Source organism: Neptunicella sp. (genome assembly GCF_048268085.1).
Lineage (GTDB): Bacteria > Pseudomonadota > Gammaproteobacteria > Enterobacterales > Alteromonadaceae > Neptunicella.
Genome location: NZ_JBLWWF010000014.1, coordinates 58,432 through 77,795 on the forward strand (window position 1 = coordinate 58,432; position 19,364 = coordinate 77,795).

Below are 19,364 nucleotides of genomic sequence, written 5' to 3' on the forward strand. Positions count from 1 at the left end.
TTTATGGTTTGTGATTAATAGGGTAAAGATAATTCATAATAAAAACAGGGGATAAATCATGAAATCAGTACGCCATGCATTCACGTTGGGAATGTTAATGATGATGGTGAGTTTTGCTTCCGTCAGTCAGGATAATCAATTAACCGCACAGGAGCAGGCAGACGGCTGGAAATTGCTATTTGATGGCAATGATCTGGGGCAGTGGCGAAATTTTCAACGGTCAGATTTAAGTGACAAATGGGTCATCGACGATAACGCCATCAAGCTAAGTGGCGAGGGAGGCGGTGATATTCTTACCAAAGCCACTTACCAGAATTTTGAATTAAAACTGGACTGGAAAATCTCACAGGCAGGTAACAGCGGAATTTTTGTAAGAGCGGATGAAAGCGGCAAGTATATTTTTTCTCATGCGCCGGAAATTCAGATTTTAGACAATCAACGACACGAAGATAATAAACTGGCTACTCATTTATCCGGTTCCCTGTATGACATGATTGCCTCACCGGTTGAATCACACAAGCCCGCCGGTGAATGGAATCAGATCACTATCCGACTTGATCATTCGCTGTTGCAGATTTGGCAAAACGGCATAAAAACCGCCGAGGTCAAAATCGATAGTCCACGTTGGAATGAACTGGTAGCGAAGAGTAAATTTGCTGACTGGCAAGGCTTTGCTCAAACTGACAATGGCCATATTGGCTTGCAGGATCATGGCAATCCGGTTTGGTTTAAAAATATTAAAATTAAAGAGTTGCCCTAATGAGTGGCTTCAATCACGAGGTATTGGTGGTCGGCTCTGGTGCCGGCGGTGCAATGGCAGCCTATCAACTGACTCAAGCCGGACACAAAGTGCTGATGCTTGAAGCCGGGCGAGATTACGATCCTAAAACCGAAACCCCGATGTTTAAACGTAACGGCGAGGCACCGTTAATGGGGGCGGGTAATGAAGACAAAAATTTTGGCTTTTATGACGCCACTGTCGATGGGGGTTGGCAGGTACCGAATGAGCCTTATACGACTGCGCCCGATTCGGAATTTATGTGGTGGCGGGCGCGCATGCTAGGTGGGCGTACCAATCATTGGGGGCGTTACTCGTTACGATTTAGTGAACATGATTTTAAAGGCAAAAGTCGCGATGGGTTAGGCGCAGACTGGCCGTTTGAATATGCTGATATTGCCCCCTGGTATGATAAAACCGAAGAGCTGGTCGGTGTCTGTGGCACCAATACAGGCTTGGATGATATGCCGCCTTCCAGTGACGGTATCCTGCAACCACCCCCTAAACCACGGATTACCGAATTGCTGATTGCTGCCGCGGCCAAAAAGCTGGGGATTCCGGTGGCACCGATGCATCGTGCCGTTTTGACTCGTCCTAAAGATCAACGTGCTGCCTGTTTTTATGCCACCCCCTGTGGTCATGGCTGCTCGATTGGGGCGGCGTTTCAAACTACCACTTCACTTATTCCCATGGCAAAAGCCACAGGCAATTTACAGGTTATTACCGGTGCAATGGTTAAATCGGTAGACATTGATGAATCGGGTAATGTGACCGGTGTTACCTATATCGACAAAGCCAGCGCTAGCGAGAAAAAACTGACCGCTAAAGCCGTGGTATTAGCCGCCAGTGCCTGTGAAACCGCGCGATTATTACTCAACTCGAAAAGTGCCCACTTCCCCAACGGTTTAGCCAATTCCAGTGGGCAGGTAGGCAAGAATCTGATGGATTCAACCGGTACTGATCTTGGTGCCTTGATCCCGGCGTTGCGCGGGCGACCTATTTATAATGAAGATGGTCATACCGCGAATCACTTGTTTATTCCCTGGTGGGGACATCATGCTCAAGAGAAGGGAGAGCTGGCATTTCCCCGTGGTTACCATTTTGAAATCGGTAGCCGTTTCCGTGAACCTGGCGCAGGTATTGAAGGTGATGTGCAGGGATATGGTTTGCCATTAAAACAACAAGTGAAGGATAACTACGGTGCATTTGTGTGGTTTTCGCTGCGTGGTGAGATGTTGCCAAATGAGCATTGTTATATGGATATTGATGAAAATGTTACCGATAAATGGGGAATTCCGGTAGCACGTTTTCACTGGCAATGGTCTGAGCATGAACTCAAACAAATTGAGCATGGACTACAAACCGCCAAACAACTATTGACCACGATGGGCGCTGAAGTCGGTGATTTACCACCAGCAGAGCAGGCGATTTTGAAAGGTGGACAAATAATTCACGAAGTCGGCACCACCCGTATGGGGGCTTCTCCACAGGATTCGGTGACCAACCAATGGGGACAAACATGGGATTGCCCGAACCTGTTTATAATGGATGGTGGGGTATTTGCCTCCAATCCGCATAAAAACTGTACTTTAACTATTATGACCTTGGCGATGCGTAACGCTAGTTGGTTAGGGCAACAACTCGATAAGGGAGTGCTTTGATATGACCGTAAATCCGCAATCAAAACAATACCAATCGGGAATGACTCGTCGCCAGTCGTTGAAATGCATGGGCATACTGGCGGCGGGTGCGATGCTACCGCTGTTGGGAGGATGTGCAGATGTGGACGAGACAACGAGCAAGATCACTGCTGGACATTGGCCGGAACTCGATTTAGCACCAGTTAATGTTAAGGGCTACGGTAAAGATCCGAATATGATCGTACCCCCCGAATCTCCCTGGCCATTGACCTTAACTGCTGAACAACTGACGTTGACAGCATTGCTGTCGGATATTTTAATCCCTCGTGATGGAGACGTCCCATCAGCATCCGAAGTCAACGTACCGGATGTGATTAATGAATGGGTGAGTGCGCCCTATGCCAGACAGCAAAATGACAGAGTGACCATTCTTTCTGCCTTGGCCTGGATTGAAGATGAGTCTCAACTCAGATTTAAGCAACATTTTGTGGCATTAACGGACTCGCAACGCCTGAGTATTATGGATGATATCGCTTACGACAACGAACAAACCCCAGAACAATTTAAACGTATTGCATCGGCTTTTGGACGTTTTCGCCGTTTGGCGTTAGCCGCATTTTTCTGTACGCCGGAAGGCACCAAAGATATCGGTTATATGGGCAACGTACCGATTACCGGTGATTATCCGGGCCCCACAGAAGAAGCTTACCAGCATTTGGAAAAGGTATTGGCTGATTTAGGATTAAGTGCATATGCTTATCAGGCTGACATTTAATCTTACATTGCTTAACCGCAATAGTGTCGAAGGAGAGCAATATGCAACTGGGGTGTTTTTCGATGAGTCTGGCAGTCAAAGATCTTGAAAAATCGAAACTGTTTTATCAAAAACTCGGGTTTGAAGTGTACGCCGGTGAGCAGGCGCATAATTTTTTAATCATGAAAAATGGTGATACCAATATCGGTTTGTTTCAGGGAATGTTCGAAAACAATATTCTGACCTTTAATCCCGGTTGGGATCAGGGAGCACAAAATCTGCAAACCTTTACCGACATTCGGCAAGTACAGCAACATCTGATTAATCAGGGAATTGATATTGTGCAAAATGGGGTTAGCGGTGAATCCGGTCCGGCCAATTTTTCGGTGATTGATCCAGATGGTAACGCGATTTTATTTGACCAACATGTTTAACCCGTTGGGGGACTTAGGACTCGCTCTTTCCGTACCCCCAACGTTCCATTAGATTCTGATCCAGTCCTAAATGATCGAGAATTCGTGCCACCACAAAATCGACTAAATCATCTATTGATTGCGGGTTGTGATAAAAGCCCGGGGCGGCTGGCATGATGGTGGCCCCGATTTGGGACAGTTTTAGCATATTTTCCAGATGGATGGTGGATAGCGGCATTTCTCGGGGGACTAGAATTAATTGACCTCGCTCCTTGATGACTACATCAGCTGCGCGTTCTATTAAATTATCACTGGCACCAGTGGCAATCGCTGACAACGTGCCGGTTGAACAGGGACACACTACCATCTGTTTGGGTGCGGCAGAGCCGGACGCGACGGGTGAGAACCATTCATCTTTGCCAAATACACGCACTTGTTCCGTTGTTACCTTAAAATGCTCGGCAAAAAACTGGCTTGCAGCGTCTGGATTAGCCGGAATTTTAAAATTTTGTTCAGTTATGAATACAACACGCGCTGCCGAGGATATTAATAGAAAAACCTGATAATCTGCCTTGAGTAAGCATTCCAATAAGCGTAGCGCGTAGGGTGCACCCGATGCGCCAGTGATCGCCAGGGTAATTTGTTTGCGTTTTTTTTGAGTCATATTCAATCCCATTGTGAAGTGTGTGGGAGTGTAGCACGGGCACAACCCTGTTGATTTAGATATAACCAAGTTTACAGAATCAAAGTGAATTTTACTAAGCTGATTAATGAGTTATCGATATAAAAGCAGTACAATTCAGTGGACTGTATAAATGACCGGAACAGCGGATAAGAAGTGCCGTTAAAATTAAATCACACCATAATTTAGCGACATATTCGACGTTCAGGTCAAATAATAATAATCAAGCAGCACCATGGTTTAAGTTACGAATAACAGTGACAAACCTATTTTACCCCTACACCAATAACACTAAGGCTAATAGCAACAATGAAAAGACTTAATGCACAACTACAAGAAGACGGCTGTCCTCTTGAACTGATCCTATTGATTCGTACTTTACTGGCAGCTTGCAAGGAAATTTCTTTCCGGGTCAGTCAAGGCGCATTGGCGGGGGTACTTGGTTCAACTTTGAGTGATAACGTACAGGGTGAGCGTCAGAAAAAGCTGGATGTGATTGCTAACCATATTCTGCGTGATATTTTAAGTGAATCGGGTTACGTCAAGGCGATTTCTTCTGAAGAAGAAGATAATGTGATTGGTTGCGCACCAGATGGAAAATATCTGGTTAGTTTCGATCCGCTTGATGGTTCCTCTAATACCGATATTAATAGCCTGATCGGCACTATTTTTTCGATAATGCATGCCCCACAGTGGATGGATACGACGGATCCTTCAGCATTTTTACAACCCGGTACACAGCAGGTTGCGGCGGGATATGTGTTATATGGTCCATCGACGATGCTGGCGATGACAACCGGACGCGGTACTCACCTATATACACTGGATAAAACTCATGGTGGATTTCTGGTCACTAAGGCTAATGTACAGGTACCGGCCGAGACCAGTGAATTTTCAATCAATAGTTCCAATCAGCGGCACTGGGAAGAACCCATGCAAAATTATGTGGCTGATTTGATTGCCGGTAGCGAAGGCCCCCGCGGCAAAGATTATAATATGCGTTGGGTAGCGGCGATGGTGGGTGATATTCATCGGGTATTATCTCGGGGTGGTATTTTTGCCTATCCTTTTGATAAACGTAATCCGGCAATTCCCGGTAAGTTACGTTTGCAATATGAAGCTAATCCAATGGCATTTTTGATGGAACAGGCCGGTGGCCTTGCCGATACCGGTGAAGGACGTATTATGGAAGTCATGCCTAAAGAGATCCATCAACGTGTGCCGGTGATTTTAGGCTCCAAAGAGGAAGTAGAAGCCTGTCTGAAATATTACAACTAGCCATAACTTGGCCTGTTAATTAAAAAGCCGGTGATATTCAATTACCGGCTTTTTATTATGTGCTTCGTTTAGGGCATTCTATACACCAGATAAAACAGGAGTGACTATGTCGATAATTCCCGTTCCAGGCTTTAGTGAACCGGTTAATGCTATTTCGCATCTGTTGGCAGCGGGTGTTTTTCTGATTCTGGCTGTTTTTATCTTATACCGCGGACGGGGCAATGTTGCCCGACAGGTTAGTTTAGCAATATTCAGTTTTTTTGCGGTTGCCATGTTTGCATTGAGCGGCGTATATCATCTACTAGAAAAAGGCAGCCAAGCCAATTATGTTTTGCGCATACTGGATTATACCGCCATTTTTACCATGATTGCCGGCTCGTTCACCCCATTTCACATCATTCTATTGCGTGGACGCTCTCGCTGGTTACCGTTGTGTATTATCTGGTTATTAGCGATCACCGGTCTGACACTGACGGCAATCTTTTTTGATCAAATGTCTGAAGGTTTGTTGCTGTCATTCTTTCTGGCGATGGGATGGATGGGAATATTCACAGTAACTCAGGTATGGGCGATAAACCAACGGGTTGCCAGACTCATCGTGGGCGGGGCACTATTTTATACCTTAGGAGCACTGCTGGATTACGCTCGCTGGCCAATGATTATTGACGGAGTACTGGGGCCTCACGAATTGTTCCATTTGACTATTATTGCCGCGGCTTTATGCCATTGGTTTGCGATGTACAACATAGCCTACCTTCCACAACAGCATAACTAAACAGGCAGTGAAACATGGACTGTTGCGTCATGATGATAAACGCACTGGATCTAAAAGATCGAGGTGTGGGTGTAGAAGGTCAGTTTTTCTAGAGCTAGTTGACCTAAAACTGAGTTGCCGTAATGATCCAGTTCTGGCGCCCAGACTGCCACGCTATACTGACCTGGGCATATCGCTACAATCCCGCCACCTACACCACTTTTAGCCGGTAGTCCGACATTATAAGCGAAATTTCCGACCGCATCGTATAACCCACAGGTGAGCATCAGTGAATTAATGCGCTTATCCATTTTTTCTCCATGAAAGCTGGATTTAAAATGTGAGCGACCACGATTGGCTAAACATTCGATGGCTCTGGCCAAGTCACGACAACTCATGGTCATTGCGCATTGCTTAAAATAACAATCCAGAGTTTGCTCTACTTCGGCTTCCAGATTACCCATGCCTTTGAGTAGGTTGGCAATAGCAATATTACGGTATCCGGTTGCTTGCTCGCCTGCTGCGACAAGCTGATCAATTCGGTTAGCATCATTACCCGATAACGACGCAATAAACTCCTCAATACGTCGAGCCGGTGCAGCGCTTCTGGCTGCAATAATATCGGTGACAACCATTGCGCCTGCGTTAATAAATGGATTACGCGGAATACCTCCTTCTGAATCGAGCAATACCAATGAATTAAAACGCATCCCGGAGGGCTCACGTCCGACTCTTTTCCACAAATCATCACCGACAATATCCAGTGCCAGCATTAAGGTAAACAGCTTGGAAATACTCTGAATCGAAAAGGCCGTATCGGCAGCCCCAATGGAAAATTCCTGTTCGTCCACGGTGCGTATTGCCATGCCGAATTGATGTGGATTCACCTTTGCCAAAGCAGGAATATAATCGGCGACATTACCTTTACCGTATTCCTCAATCACATCCTGGTGAATTTGTTGCAGAATCATCGGTAATGCTTGTGTGTCCAGCATCTGATTGGCTAAATGATGAGTATTTTGATCAGTGATACTAATAGTGTTGCCTTGTAGATTAACCGACATTGCATAACTTCAGCCTAGCAGCAAAAAACCGCTCATAACAGAGCGGCTTTTGCGACCTGCCAATATTCCGTTATAACAGTGGTGCAATCACCAGACTGACAATAGCCATTACATTGATTAGGATGTTCATGGCGGGTCCAGAGGTGTCTTTGAACGGGTCACCCACGGTATCACCCACAACCGTAGCGGCATGAACAGAGGATCCTTTGCCCCCAAAGTTACCTTTTTCAACGTGTTTTTTGGCGTTATCCCACGCACCACCTGCGTTGGCCATCATCAGCGCCATTAAGACGCAACCTAATAAAGCACCGCCTAACATACCACCTAAGGCATAGGCACCCAAGCCAAAGCCCACCACCGGTGGCGCTGCTACGGCAATCACCCCGGGCAGGATCATTTTTTTCAGTGCGGCCTGAGTGGCGATATCCACACAACGGCCTGTATCCGGCTCGGCAGTACCTTCCATTAAACCTTTGATTTCTCTGAATTGGCGACGTATTTCCTGAATCATTTCAAAGGCCGCATCCCCTACAGCTGTCATGGTAATCGAAGCGATTAAGAATGGAATTGCCCCGCCAATAAACAGGCCGATTAGCACTTTAGGGTTACCCAGATTAAGGGTGAACTCGGGGTAGTGAAAAGTCATGGTTTTGATAAATGCGGCAATAATTGCCAGTGCAGCCAACGCAGCAGCACCGATCGCAAAGCCTTTACCTATGGCTGCGGTAGTATTACCCAGTTCATCCAGAGAGTCGGTAATTTTGCGGGTTTCTTCACCCAATCCCCCCATTTCTGCAATGCCACCGGCGTTATCGGCGACGGGGCCATAGGCATCAATAGCCATGGTAATACCCACAGTAGCCAGCATGCCCACAGCGGCAATACCAACACCGTATAATCCGGCCAGTTCGGTAGAGGCATAGATAATGGCACAAATAGTTAATACCGGAATCACCACCGATTGCATCCCCACGGACAAGCCGGTGATCATCACCGTGGCGGGGCCGGTTTCACCGGATTTGGCAATGCGTCTAACCGGGGTGGATGCGGTATAATATTCGGTCACTAAACCAATAATAATCCCGCCGACTGCCCCGGATATTACTGCCCACCAAACGTGGCTGGAAATCTGCAGATAACTAATCACAAAATGGGCAGCGATGATAAATAACACGGCGGCAGACATGGTACCTGCGCGTAATGCCACTTCCGGTTTACTGGATGACAGCAGATTGACCAAAATAATCCCCAATACCGAACAAATCAGGCCGGCCGATGCGAGCGCCAAAGGCAAAAACATCAGATCTTCACGAGCCCCCATCATGTCTAGAGCCATGGTTGAAGCGATGGCGATGGTGGCGATCATTGAGCCGCAATAGGATTCAAAAATATCCGATCCCATGCCGGCAACATCACCGACATTATCACCGACATTATCGGCTATAACGCCGGGATTACGGGGATCATCTTCAGGAATACCGGCTTCGATTTTTCCGACTAAATCGGCACCGACATCGGCACTTTTGGTGAAAATACCTCCACCTACCCGAGAAAACAGCGCCACAGAAGACGCGCCCATACCAAATCCGTGTATAACATGAGCTGTGTGGGGGTCCCCACCGAAAAACCAATACAATATTCCCAAGCCTAACAAGCCCATGGCTGCTACGCACAGACCCATTACTGAGCCGCCCATAAACGCGATGGATAAGGCTTGTGCTGAACCTGAATCATGGGCTGCTTGAGTGGTACGGACATTAGCTTTAGTGGCGGTAAACATGCCGATATAACCTGCGAGCGCAGAACAGATTGCGCCTACCGCAAAGGCGATGGCGGTATTTTGCCCCAGCGCAAAATATAAAATAGCGCACAGGATCACAGAAAAAATCAGCAACATTTTGTATTCACGATGCATAAATACCATTGCACCTAAATGAATGGCATCGGCAATCTTGGCGATAGCTGCATTAGTGACGTTGTGTTTGGTAATAAGAAAGTAGATAACCAGTGCGCAGAGCAAACCGGCAAGGCCAAGAGCTGGCGGTAGTAATAACATTTCGTTCATAGTGTCCCCTAAAAGTGTGACACAAAGAGCGACAACTTCTTGCAGAACAACATGACAAGTTTTTAGTTAACAATAAACCTGACCCGGCAAGAACACGCTTTGTTATTGTTAGTATTTTTTTAATACGGATTAACTATAACGGTGGCTTTTGTCGGTGACAATCACAAATATTGGCCAAAGCGCGGAAATATTCACCAATGCCTTTGAATCAGTGCGCCTAAGTCTATATAATTCGCGCTCAAAAATTTCACCATTGCAGGTAGACGACAGATGAGTCTTAATAAAGTACCGGCGGGTAAAAACCTGCCTGAAGAAGTTAATGTAATTATCGAAATTCCAGCCCACGCTGATCCGGTCAAATACGAAGTCGATAAAGAATCCGGTGCGATTTTTGTTGATCGTTTTATGGCCACTTGTATGCATTATCCAACTAACTACGGTTATGTTCCGCATACGCTGTCTGAAGACGGTGATCCGGTCGATGTATTAGTCATGACCCCTTTCCCGTTGTTGGCTGGTTCGGTTATTCGTTGTCGCCCAGTTGGTGTGCTGAATATGACCGACGAGTCTGGCACCGATGCGAAAATCTTGGCGGTTCCGGCAGATAAATTATCCACTATTTATCGCGGTGTGACCGAAATTGATCATGTTCCAGAGTTACTTAAAAATCAGATTGAGCATTTCTTTGCCCACTATAAAGATTTAGAGCCTAATAAATGGGTTAAAATTGATGGATGGGATAATGCGGCAGCAGCTAAAGCTGAAATTGTTTCCAGTGTTGAGCGTTACGAAACTGAAGAACAAAAGCCCGCTTTTTAATTTATCTGAGTAATTCAAAAGGCCAGCCTGTAGGCTGGCTTTTTTGTTTGTCGTGATGTAACAATAGATTGATGCTCAAACCGGGTATATTCAGGTTGTATCAGTTTGAGATAAATACAGGTGCTCTCAATATCTATGTCAACCCTTCGTTCTTTTCGAAATAACCCTCAATATTTGCTGCTGGCGATGGCTTTTGTCATGCCTTTAACGTTTTCTGTCTGGAATGCGTTATTAAATAATTTTGTCATTGAAAAGGCCCAGTTTAGCGGTGCTGAAATTGGTATTTTACAAAGTTTGCGGGAAATTCCCGGCTTTTTAGCTTTTACCGCCATATTTGTTTTATTAGTCATAAAAGAACAATTGTTTGCCCTGGTTTCACTGGCGTTGATGTCGGTTGGAGTGGCGTTGACCGGTTGGTTTCCGTTTGAGATTGGATTGTATTGCACCACGGTTTTAATGTCGGTTGGTTTTCACTATTTTGAGACTGTCAATCAGTCCCTTACTTTACAGTGGCTGAAAAAAGAAGACAGCGCCCACTTTATGGGCAAACAACTTGCGGTGAAAGGGTTTGCATCATTACTTGCATACGGGCTTATCTGGATTTTAATGGAAGGCTTAGGGGTGAGTTATAATGCGGTTTATATGCTCGCCGGGGGAGCAGGGTTGCTAATTTGCCTGTTATTGTGGCTGGCTTTTCCTCAATTTAAGCAGCCTTCTACTCAACATAAGCAATTGCTAATGCGCAAACGCTACTGGTTGTATTATTGTCTGACATTTTTCAGTGGTGCCCGTCGGCAAATTTTTGTGGTTTTTGCCGCGTTTATGATGGTCGAAAAATTTGCTTATTCGGTTGGTGATATCAGTTTATTGTTTATGATCAACTATGTGTTTAATCTGCTATTTGCTCCCACAATCGGTAAGTGGATTAGCCGCATTGGTGAACGCAGGGCTCTTATCATTGAATATACTGGCTTAGCCTTACTGTTTAGCGGTTATGCCTTGGTCGAAAACGCCACTGTGGCCGGTGCTCTGTTTGTGGTTGATCATTTATTCTTTGCCATGGCCATTGCGATGAAAACCTATTTACAAAAAATTGCCGACCCGCGCGATATTGCATCTACTTCCGGGGTGAGTTTTACCATTAATCACATTGCGGCAGTGATTATTCCAGCGTTATTAGGTATTGTGTGGTTAAGTTCCCCCGCACTGGTTTTTATGATTGGTACTGGATTCACCTTATGCTCTTTGTTGCTGGCATTGAATATCCCTAACCTGCCGATGCCCGGTGCAGAGGTCAAATGTAATTTACTGGGGTGGGCGAATACACCCAGTCTTGAAGTTCAACCTACACAAGCGCAGATCACAAAATGAAAAAACTATTTTTATTGTGTTTAATTCCCATGCTGGCGATGGCCGAGACAAAAGAACTGTTCTGGGAAGATTTGATCCCTAAAGACTATGTGTTACCTGAACAGCAAGTCGATCATAACGCCAAAGGCGGCACTGCGCAGCAATCTCAACACGCACCAGTTGTGGCAGAATATAATGGTTTAGAGGTAAAAATTCCGGGCTTTGTGGTGCCGCTGGAAGGGGATGAAGAGAATCTGACCGAATTTCTGCTAGTACCCTATTTTGGCGCTTGTATCCATGTTCCTCCCCCGCCTGCCAATCAAATAGTGCATGTTACTTTTAGCCAAGGCATAAAAATTGAGAATTTATATGATCCGGTCTGGATAGTCGGTACGCTGTCTACCCAAGAGTGGTCAGGAGATATTGCAACGGTAGGTTACAGCCTGGCGGGTAATCAGGTTTTACCTTATGAAGGATAGTGGTTGTATCCAGGGACAGAGTGATTGAATCGATTGATGTTTTGTTTATTTGTTAATCTTGACTAAGATTGATTTGAATAAGCAAGATGTTAAATATTAACGATTTTCTGTCGATATAAAGGGTTAGTAAATCTTTTATTGCCTGTCTGTGTGCGGATGGGCAATAGCCTAAATAGGCGATAGGAAGATAACCCCCTTTATTTTGCATAAGGATTGAAGTCCGTATGAATTTTATGTTGCGTATGTCTATTGCTCAGAAAATATTTCTGATCCCTATCATTGGTACCGTCAGCTTTATTGTCTACCTTGTTATATCAACCAATACGTCATTGAATAATGTGGCATTACTGGAAGATGCCAAAACCGTTGAATTCCCCGCGCTTCAAACCAGTAATAGTGCCTTGGTTTTGATGGAAAAAGTCCGGGATACACTGAGTAGCGCAGTTACTACCGGTGATGAAGAAGCATTAGCTAACGCCAAAACTTATGCCGAATCGACTCGTGACAATCTGAATCAACTCAAATCGATTAATCCCAAGCTCAGCGCAGAAGCAGATAAAATTCTGAACAATTTTGAAGAATATTTTCAAGTTGCATTTGGCGTGTCTGAATCCATGGTTAATAACACCGCCGATTTTTCTAAAATTGGTGAACTTTCAGCCAAAATGAACAATGGTTTTGAGCAGACTACGGCTAACTTAAAGCACTTTACCGCTGCCCGTCTAGCGGCTTTCGAAAATGCTATTCAAGACTCTAACGATGCTGCCAGTTCAATTATTTATTTAGGCATTATTATGGGCGTGGTAACCACGCTATTACTGTTTGCTACCGCTATTCCGATTGTTAAAGGTATTCGGGGAAGTATTGTTAAAGTAGTTGATTCATTGCGGGATATTGCCCAGGAAGACGGTGACTTGACCGTGCGGATCCAAACCAATTCTGAAGATGAAATTGGCGAATTGGTGAAATGGTTTAATCAGTTTATGGAAAAACTGCAAGGGGTGGTGCGCGATATCGTTAATACTACGTTGCCACTGTCTAAATTAGCGCAGGATCTAAACCACTTAACTGAGGAAACCAATCAGATTATTGACGTACAGCGTCATTCTGCTGATAGCGCAAAACGAGCGGTAGATGATATGAGCCACTCAGTTTCGGCGGTGGCAGAAAGTGCCGCAGAAGCGTCCAGTGCGGCTAATGATGCGTCCGGTGCTGCCAAAGATGGTCAGAATGTCGTGGATAGCACAGTACGCAGTATTCAAGACCTAGCTAATAATGTTAAAGAAACTGGCGACGTCATTCAGAAACTCGAATCCGATTCCAATCAGGTTGGGGTGGTATTAGATGTCATTAAAGGCATTGCCGAACAAACTAATTTATTGGCTTTGAATGCGGCGATCGAAGCGGCTCGTGCCGGAGAACAAGGTCGTGGTTTTGCGGTTGTTGCTGATGAAGTACGTACATTGGCATCCCGCACACAGAAGTCCACCGAAGAAATCCAGACAACGATCGAACAGCTACAATCGGCCGCCAGACATGCAGTATCAGCGATGGATAAAGGGATTGAACGTGCAGAACAAAGTGTGCAAACCGCGAATAAAGCTGGCAGTAGTTTGTCGGTAATCACCGATACTATCAGCCGTATCAGTCAAATGAATGATCAGATTGCCCGTTCAACCGAAGAACAGCAGTCGGTTTCTAATACTATTGTTAACCATGTTGATGAAATTAATCAGCGCACTGAAGAAACGTCGAATAGTTCAGGCAAGTTAGCTGAAGCCGGTGCGGAATTGGCCGAATTGGCGACGAATCTTGAAGCCATTGCCCGCCAGTTTAAAGTCTAAATTGAACAGTTAAAATCGATACTGCGCCAGCAACATAAGCTGGCGTTGCTTGTTCTCAGCCTGCCAGTTTCGCCATAATGTACGGTTTTGATTGTTGCTCGTCACGCTGAGCCATTCGGCTCCAATATTCCAATGGTTGTCCACAGTATATCGCCATGCAATAGTGATACTGTCGCCATTGCTATTATTGGGATCGGCTGGATTGTTATCGGTTTCTGTTACGTCGAAGTTATCGTAACGAATCGAAAACCGCTGTTGCTGCCATTCATAACTGGCTAATAGATACCATGATGAAAAATTGGCATAGACGCCTTTATCCTGTGTACCCATACCGGTTTTACCATCCATCCATTGTGCCAGTATGCGCAGCTGATCGGTGAATTTGTGTTGTAGTGCAACAGAGGTAAAACGGTTTTCCCAGGCATATTGCCAATTGGTTTCAATGGCTAATGGGTCGGCGTTGTTATCATAATAATAAACCCGCAGGTCGGTGCTTTGCAGATAACGCCAATTGAGCCCCAGATAATATCCCCAGCGACCATCGGTTTCTTCGCTGACGGTGAGGTAATCGGGAAAGGGTTTGTCAAACATGCCAAACTGAAAATAGTCCGCGAAGTAAACTTTTTCGTTGAGCATGGTTTGCCGGTTATGCAGTGCCCATCCACGCCAAGCTAGTAAAGTACCAGCCGGATCATTCGCTTTAAATACCGATGCCACGGCAGTAAAACTGTGTGGACTATGGTGTTTTCGCCCTGATCGTGTCACTGACCACTCGGCACCGAGCGTGCGTATTTCTTCGGCAACCCAGGCATTGATCGCAGAAAAACTATATGTGTAAGGGCTATTCCAGCCAATATCGACATTCTCTAACGACATGGCCGGATAAAACATCCCTACTTTTAGCTGGTGTTTTAATCCTCGACTTAGCGGGGCATAAGTTAAAAAAGCTTCACTTAAACCGAGGTGACTATCTCCATCGGGATAATAATTAGCGACCATGTGGTAACTAATATTCCCTACGGCATCGCCTTTAATATCAAGCACTGCCTGAGAAAGAACAAACTGGTCATCCTGATTAAAACGCAATACGCCTACACCGCCTTCCATCCAGCTTTTTAACCAGGAGTTATCGTATTGAGCATCAACATAGCCAGCTTCAATTAATCCATTTATTTGTATGGATTGAGCCTGACTAGTGGAGAGGATGCTATATCCCCAAACAATGACAAACGTTGCCAATAATTTTATTCGCATTGGTTTAATACGCAGTGAGTTCATCGGCATCTTCATATTCAACCAGAGCAGGAAGTAAATGGTCCTTAAGCATCAATGTTTTAGTACTATCTTGTTGTACCTGAATTCGCTCGGAGAAGCCTTGATCTACGACTTCAAGCAGTGGACTCCAGAATTTCAACTGATATTCCCCAACCGGTACATTCAGGCTAATTTTACCCAGCTTATTGGTTTTGCCAAACCAAGGGGTATCAACCACGTAAATATAACCCAACATCCAGTCATGAATATTGCAGCCCAGCGCGACTTCACCGCTTTTATCAAATTGAATGGGCGAGGCGCTACCCCCGTTATACAGCTTTAACTCGAAGGTTTTTGCATCTGAAAAAGAATAAACATGATGCTTGATGGAATCGGAATTGGGGAAATTTACCCAAGCGGATTTCTGTACGACAAGTATGTGAGGTTTAAACTGTTTGTCGATTTGATCCATGATTGCGCTATGATCTTTGGGAGCGGCTTTCACCGGCATTGCACTTTTATCTGTAGGCTCCAGATATACCACAATATTGGCTAAGGGTTTGCCATCAGGGTTTTGTACTAAAACGTCTAGTTGAGCGGCGGCAGCATCAGCAACAACGTAAATCATCAAAATGAGTAATAGTTGGACAAATCCTGTCTTTCGCATATCGAACGTCAATCCAAATCAATGGTAATGTTTAACAACAAGATACCCCCAAACTAATGCAAAAACGGTTGATAATGCAAATGTTTTACTGCTTTCGGCATCGACCCTAGTCTAGGAGTTAGTCGTGATAAGTGCCTGTAATTGTTGTCTTATTGTGGCCGGAATCGCGGCCGATTTTTGAGTCTGATAATCAAAATGAACCATCGTTGTATGGCCTTCGGCACACAGTTTGTCGTTTTGCCAAACTTGCTGGTAAACCTCGAAAGAACTGTTACCCAAACGGCTGATACCGGTCTTGACTTCAACCTCACTGCCATAAAAAATTTGTGCGATAAAATCCACTTTATAACTGGCCAAAATCAATGGCCAGTTAGTTAAGCTCAATTGTGGATTAAAAATTTTAAACAGTGGTTCACGAGCAGCTTCAAACCAGCCCACCAGCACCGTATTACTCACATGCTGCAGGGCATCGGTTTCGTAAAAACGGACGTTAAAGTGTTCCGATAACATCACTACACCTATCGATTACAATAAGGGTTTAAGAAAGCGTGCAGTATGGGATTGCTGCATTTCTGCCAATTGCTCCGGCGTACCTTCGGCAATAATCTGGCCGCCACCAGAGCCCCCTTCCGGACCTAAGTCGACAATCCAGTCAGCGGTCTTAATCACATCCAGATTATGCTCAATAACTACCATGGTGTTACCGTGATCACGCAAACGATGCAGTACTTCAAGTAATTGTTTTATATCTTGAAAGTGTAAGCCAGTAGTAGGTTCATCCAGAATATATAAAGTCTGACCGGTATCCCGTTTAGATAACTCTTTAGCTAATTTTACCCGTTGGGCTTCGCCGCCGGATAGGGTCGTCGCGGCTTGACCAAGGCGTATATAGGACAGGCCAACATCCATCAAGGTTTGTAATTTACGTGAGATAGCCGGGATCACATCAAAGAATTGGCGTGCATCTTCGACGGTCATTTCCAGTACTTCATGAATATTTTTACCTTTGTACTGGATCTCCAACGTTTCGCGATTGTAACGCTGGCTTTTACATACATCACAAGGGACATAAACATCAGGCAAAAAGTGCATTTCTACTTTTATCACCCCATCACCCTGACAGGCTTCGCAGCGTCCGCCTTTGACATTAAAACTGAAACGCCCCGGTTTATAACCCCGTGAACGTGATTCCTGAGTGCCGGAAAATAACTCTCGAATCGGAGTAAAAATACCGGCATAAGTGGCAGGATTGGAGCGTGGTGTACGACCAATCGGACTTTGATCAATATCCACTACTTTATCCAGCTTCTCCAGGCCGCTAATAGACAAATAAGGCGCAGGTTCGCCGGTGGTGGCACCATTGAGATCACGATGAGCGATTTTATAAAAAGTATCATTAATTAATGTTGATTTACCCGAGCCTGATACCCCGGTGACACAGGTCATTAAACCAATTGGTACTTTCAAATCAACATTTTGCAAGTTATTGCCAGTGGCCCCTTTAAGTTCGATCCAGCCTTGCTCGGTAATGGGGGTGCGCTTGGCCGGAACGTCGACTTTTTCTTCACCACTTAAAAACTTACCGGTTAGTGATGCCGGATTATTTTTAATATCATCCAATGTGCCTTGAGCGACTATTTCACCGCCATGTACTCCGGCACCGGGGCCAATATCAACAATATGATCCGCGGCACGAATGGCATCTTCATCATGCTCTACCACAATGACGGTATTACCTAAATCACGCAGATGATTTAGAGTGGTAAGTAAGCGCTCATTATCACGCTGATGCAGACCGATAGAAGGTTCGTCCAGTACATATAAAACACCAACCAAACCTGCCCCAATCTGGCTCGCCAGACGAATACGTTGTGCTTCACCACCGGATAAAGTATCTGCACTGCGGGACAAGGATAAATAATTCAATCCAACGTTAACCAGAAAACTGAGTCGATCATTGATTTCTTTCAGTATTTTTTCAGCTATTTGTCCACGTTTGCCAGAAAGTTCAAGTTGGTTAAAAAAGCTCAGCGCATCGGCAATCGATAGATCCGCAACTTGGGGTAAAGTGGTCTCGGTGACAAATACGTTGCGGGCTTCTTCACGCAAACGGGTACCGCCACAGCTTTTGCAAGGTTGCTGACTGAGGTACTTGGCCAACTCGTCGCGTACCGCGTTGGATTCGGTTTCTTTATACCGACGCTGCATGTTGGGAATAATCCCTTCAAAAGCGTGTTTACGCTCAATGACATCGCCCCGGTCATTGATGTATTTAAATTTGATCGCAGTACCTTGACTGCCAAACAGGACTAATTCCTGAGCTTTTTTGTCCATTTGAGCAAAGGGCTGAGTCAAGTCGAATTGGTAGTGATCCGCCACTGCCTGAAGCATTTGGAAATAATAAAAACTGCGTTTATCCCAGCCGCGAATGGCACCGCCGGAAAGGCTTAACTCATCATTGGTAATAATCCGCTGGGGATCAAAAAATTGACTGGTCCCCAAACCATCACAGCTCTGGCACGCACCCGCGGGATTATTAAACGAGAATAAACGTGGCTCTAATTCAGTCATGCTATAGCCACAATGTGGGCAAGCAAAGTTGGATGAAAATACCATCTCGGTTTTTTCCGGCTCATCCATCCATGCGACTTTGGCCGTACCAGCAGATAAATTTAGCGCTGTTTCAAAGGATTCAGCCAAGCGTAGTTGTAAGTCTTCCCGTACTTTAAAACGATCGACCACCACCTCAATACTGTGTTTTTTGTGTAAATCCAAGGTGGGGGGATCGGAAAGGTCACAAATTTCTCCGTCAATCCGGGCACGGATAAAGCCCTGAGCGGCGAGACTTTCGAGTGTTTTGATATGTTCGCCTTTACGATCCTGCACTATCGGCGCTAGCAGCATTAATTTGCTGTCGGCAGGCAGAGCGAGAACCCGATCAACCATTTGACTGACGGTTTGCGCGTCCAATGGTACCTGATGTTCAGGGCAGCGAGGCTCACCCACACGAGCAAACAATAAACGCAAATAGTCGTATATTTCGGTAATGGTTCCTACCGTTGAACGCGGGTTATGTGAGGTAGATTTTTGCTCGATGGAAATCGCAGGTGACAAGCCTTCGATGTGGTCCACATCGGGCTTTTCCATCATCGACAAAAATTGTCTGGCATAGGTGGATAAGGATTCAACGTAACGGCGCTGACCTTCTGCATACAAAGTGTCAAAGGCCAGTGACGATTTTCCTGAACCTGACAAACCTGTGATAACGATGAGTTTGTCACGAGGGAGGTCGAGGCTGATGTTCTTTAGATTGTGGGTGCGGGCACCGCGAACTTCTATTTTATCCATAACGCCTTGAATTGCCGGAAAGTGAAAACAGCCAGTATCGCATAATCAGCCAGACAAATTCTATTAAACAACGCATCTTGATATAAATGAAGCGCCATATAGCCGCTGTTTTGCGACCAATTGAGTGATGTCATTAGCTAAATATATTTTACGAAAATTTGACGCCTACATGGGA

Annotated in this window: 17 protein-coding genes; 10 read left to right on the forward strand and 7 right to left on the reverse strand. The window is 45.3% G+C overall.

What is annotated here, in order from left to right; translation table 11 throughout:
• Positions 1-58 precede the first annotated feature (58 nt).
• From ACTD55_RS12310 to ACTD55_RS12325, 4 genes are read left to right on the forward strand one after another with little or no spacing between them, the layout of a single operon-like run.
• The gene (locus tag ACTD55_RS12310; RefSeq protein WP_438864632.1) at positions 59-760 is read left to right on the forward strand and encodes a 3-keto-disaccharide hydrolase; all 702 of its coding nucleotides are present in this window, start codon (positions 59-61) and stop codon (positions 758-760) included.
• The gene (locus ACTD55_RS12315; RefSeq protein WP_438864633.1) at positions 760-2,439 is read left to right on the forward strand and encodes a GMC family oxidoreductase; all 1,680 of its coding nucleotides are present in this window, start codon (positions 760-762) and stop codon (positions 2,437-2,439) included. Before ACTD55_RS12310 ends, ACTD55_RS12315 begins: the two co-directional genes overlap by 1 nt.
• Position 2,440: 1 nt before the next feature.
• A complete protein-coding gene (locus tag ACTD55_RS12320) occupies positions 2,441-3,193 on the forward strand; it encodes a gluconate 2-dehydrogenase subunit 3 family protein (RefSeq protein ID WP_438864634.1) in 753 nt (250 codons plus the stop codon).
• Between the two features lie 41 nt (positions 3,194-3,234).
• On the forward strand, positions 3,235-3,606 hold the full coding sequence (locus ACTD55_RS12325; RefSeq protein WP_438864635.1) for a VOC family protein: 372 nt from the start codon (positions 3,235-3,237) through the stop codon (positions 3,604-3,606).
• Positions 3,607-3,619: 13 nt separating this feature from the next.
• Here the strand turns inward: ACTD55_RS12325 and ACTD55_RS12330 are convergent, their stop codons facing one another.
• The gene (locus ACTD55_RS12330) at positions 3,620-4,249 is read right to left on the reverse strand and encodes a flavin prenyltransferase UbiX (RefSeq protein ID WP_438864636.1); all 630 of its coding nucleotides are present in this window, start codon (positions 4,247-4,249) and stop codon (positions 3,620-3,622) included.
• A 327-nt stretch (positions 4,250-4,576) separates the two neighbouring features.
• On the opposite strand from ACTD55_RS12330, the gene ACTD55_RS12335 reads away from it, so the two are divergent.
• Positions 4,577-5,545 (forward strand): class 1 fructose-bisphosphatase, encoded by a 969-nt coding sequence (locus tag ACTD55_RS12335; protein WP_438864637.1) that lies wholly within the window; start codon positions 4,577-4,579, stop codon positions 5,543-5,545.
• A 106-nt stretch (positions 5,546-5,651) separates the two neighbouring features.
• A complete protein-coding gene (trhA, locus tag ACTD55_RS12340) occupies positions 5,652-6,320 on the forward strand; it encodes a PAQR family membrane homeostasis protein TrhA (RefSeq protein ID WP_438864638.1) in 669 nt (222 codons plus the stop codon).
• 50 nt (positions 6,321-6,370) lie between these two features.
• Here the strand turns inward: trhA and ACTD55_RS12345 are convergent, their stop codons facing one another.
• A complete protein-coding gene (locus ACTD55_RS12345) occupies positions 6,371-7,363 on the reverse strand; it encodes a glutaminase (protein WP_438864639.1) in 993 nt (330 codons plus the stop codon).
• 70 nt (positions 7,364-7,433) lie between these two features.
• Positions 7,434-9,428 (reverse strand): sodium-translocating pyrophosphatase, encoded by a 1,995-nt coding sequence (locus tag ACTD55_RS12350; RefSeq protein ID WP_438864640.1) that lies wholly within the window; start codon positions 9,426-9,428, stop codon positions 7,434-7,436.
• A gap of 270 nt (positions 9,429-9,698) precedes the next feature.
• On the opposite strand from ACTD55_RS12350, the gene ppa reads away from it, so the two are divergent.
• From ppa to ACTD55_RS12370, 4 genes are all read left to right on the forward strand, one after another.
• A complete protein-coding gene (gene ppa / locus ACTD55_RS12355; RefSeq protein WP_438864641.1) occupies positions 9,699-10,247 on the forward strand; it encodes an inorganic diphosphatase in 549 nt (182 codons plus the stop codon).
• 135 nt (positions 10,248-10,382) lie between these two features.
• Complete coding sequence (locus ACTD55_RS12360) at positions 10,383-11,618, forward strand: MFS transporter (RefSeq protein ID WP_438864642.1); 1,236 nt, start codon at positions 10,383-10,385, stop codon at positions 11,616-11,618.
• Positions 11,615-12,076 carry a DUF3299 domain-containing protein gene (locus ACTD55_RS12365; RefSeq protein ID WP_438864643.1) on the forward strand — a complete coding sequence of 154 codons (462 nt, stop codon included), beginning with the start codon at positions 11,615-11,617 and terminating at the stop codon, positions 12,074-12,076. Before ACTD55_RS12360 ends, ACTD55_RS12365 begins: the two co-directional genes overlap by 4 nt.
• A 224-nt stretch (positions 12,077-12,300) precedes the next feature.
• Positions 12,301-13,920 carry a methyl-accepting chemotaxis protein gene (locus tag ACTD55_RS12370; protein WP_438864644.1) on the forward strand — a complete coding sequence of 540 codons (1,620 nt, stop codon included), beginning with the start codon at positions 12,301-12,303 and terminating at the stop codon, positions 13,918-13,920.
• Positions 13,921-13,929: 9 nt separating this feature from the next.
• Here the strand turns inward: ACTD55_RS12370 and ACTD55_RS12375 are convergent, their stop codons facing one another.
• The 4 genes from ACTD55_RS12375 to uvrA form a co-directional block, all read right to left on the reverse strand.
• A complete protein-coding gene (locus tag ACTD55_RS12375) occupies positions 13,930-15,198 on the reverse strand; it encodes a hypothetical protein (protein WP_438864645.1) in 1,269 nt (422 codons plus the stop codon).
• Complete coding sequence (locus tag ACTD55_RS12380) at positions 15,179-15,841, reverse strand: methylamine utilization protein (protein ID WP_438864646.1); 663 nt, start codon at positions 15,839-15,841, stop codon at positions 15,179-15,181. Before ACTD55_RS12380 ends, ACTD55_RS12375 begins: the two co-directional genes overlap by 20 nt.
• 111 nt (positions 15,842-15,952) lie before the next feature.
• Complete coding sequence (locus ACTD55_RS12385) at positions 15,953-16,351, reverse strand: acyl-CoA thioesterase (RefSeq protein ID WP_438864647.1); 399 nt, start codon at positions 16,349-16,351, stop codon at positions 15,953-15,955.
• A 15-nt stretch (positions 16,352-16,366) separates the two neighbouring features.
• Positions 16,367-19,189 carry an excinuclease ABC subunit UvrA gene (gene uvrA, locus ACTD55_RS12390; RefSeq protein WP_438864648.1) on the reverse strand — a complete coding sequence of 941 codons (2,823 nt, stop codon included), beginning with the start codon at positions 19,187-19,189 and terminating at the stop codon, positions 16,367-16,369.
• Positions 19,190-19,364 lie beyond the last annotated feature (175 nt).

Bases quoted from the DNA above. Each gene is read 5' to 3' on its own strand.
- ACTD55_RS12310 (WP_438864632.1), top strand. From the start codon at position 59: ATGAAATCAGTACGCCATGCATTCACGTTGGGAATGTTAATGATGATG.
- ACTD55_RS12315 (WP_438864633.1), top strand. From the start codon at position 760: ATGAGTGGCTTCAATCACGAGGTATTGGTGGTCGGCTCTGGTGCCGGC.
- ACTD55_RS12320 (WP_438864634.1), top strand. From the start codon at position 2,441: ATGACCGTAAATCCGCAATCAAAACAATACCAATCGGGAATGACTCGT.
- ACTD55_RS12325 (WP_438864635.1), top strand. From the start codon at position 3,235: ATGCAACTGGGGTGTTTTTCGATGAGTCTGGCAGTCAAAGATCTTGAA.
- ACTD55_RS12330 (WP_438864636.1), bottom strand. From the start codon at position 4,249: ATGACTCAAAAAAAACGCAAACAAATTACCCTGGCGATCACTGGCGCA.
- ACTD55_RS12335 (WP_438864637.1), top strand. From the start codon at position 4,577: ATGAAAAGACTTAATGCACAACTACAAGAAGACGGCTGTCCTCTTGAA.
- trhA (WP_438864638.1), top strand. From the start codon at position 5,652: ATGTCGATAATTCCCGTTCCAGGCTTTAGTGAACCGGTTAATGCTATT.
- ACTD55_RS12345 (WP_438864639.1), bottom strand. From the start codon at position 7,363: ATGTCGGTTAATCTACAAGGCAACACTATTAGTATCACTGATCAAAAT.
- ACTD55_RS12350 (WP_438864640.1), bottom strand. From the start codon at position 9,428: ATGAACGAAATGTTATTACTACCGCCAGCTCTTGGCCTTGCCGGTTTG.
- ppa (WP_438864641.1), top strand. From the start codon at position 9,699: ATGAGTCTTAATAAAGTACCGGCGGGTAAAAACCTGCCTGAAGAAGTT.
- ACTD55_RS12360 (WP_438864642.1), top strand. From the start codon at position 10,383: ATGTCAACCCTTCGTTCTTTTCGAAATAACCCTCAATATTTGCTGCTG.
- ACTD55_RS12365 (WP_438864643.1), top strand. From the start codon at position 11,615: ATGAAAAAACTATTTTTATTGTGTTTAATTCCCATGCTGGCGATGGCC.
- ACTD55_RS12370 (WP_438864644.1), top strand. From the start codon at position 12,301: ATGAATTTTATGTTGCGTATGTCTATTGCTCAGAAAATATTTCTGATC.
- ACTD55_RS12375 (WP_438864645.1), bottom strand. From the start codon at position 15,198: ATGAACTCACTGCGTATTAAACCAATGCGAATAAAATTATTGGCAACG.
- ACTD55_RS12380 (WP_438864646.1), bottom strand. From the start codon at position 15,841: ATGCGAAAGACAGGATTTGTCCAACTATTACTCATTTTGATGATTTAC.
- ACTD55_RS12385 (WP_438864647.1), bottom strand. From the start codon at position 16,351: ATGTTATCGGAACACTTTAACGTCCGTTTTTACGAAACCGATGCCCTG.
- uvrA (WP_438864648.1), bottom strand. From the start codon at position 19,189: ATGGATAAAATAGAAGTTCGCGGTGCCCGCACCCACAATCTAAAGAAC.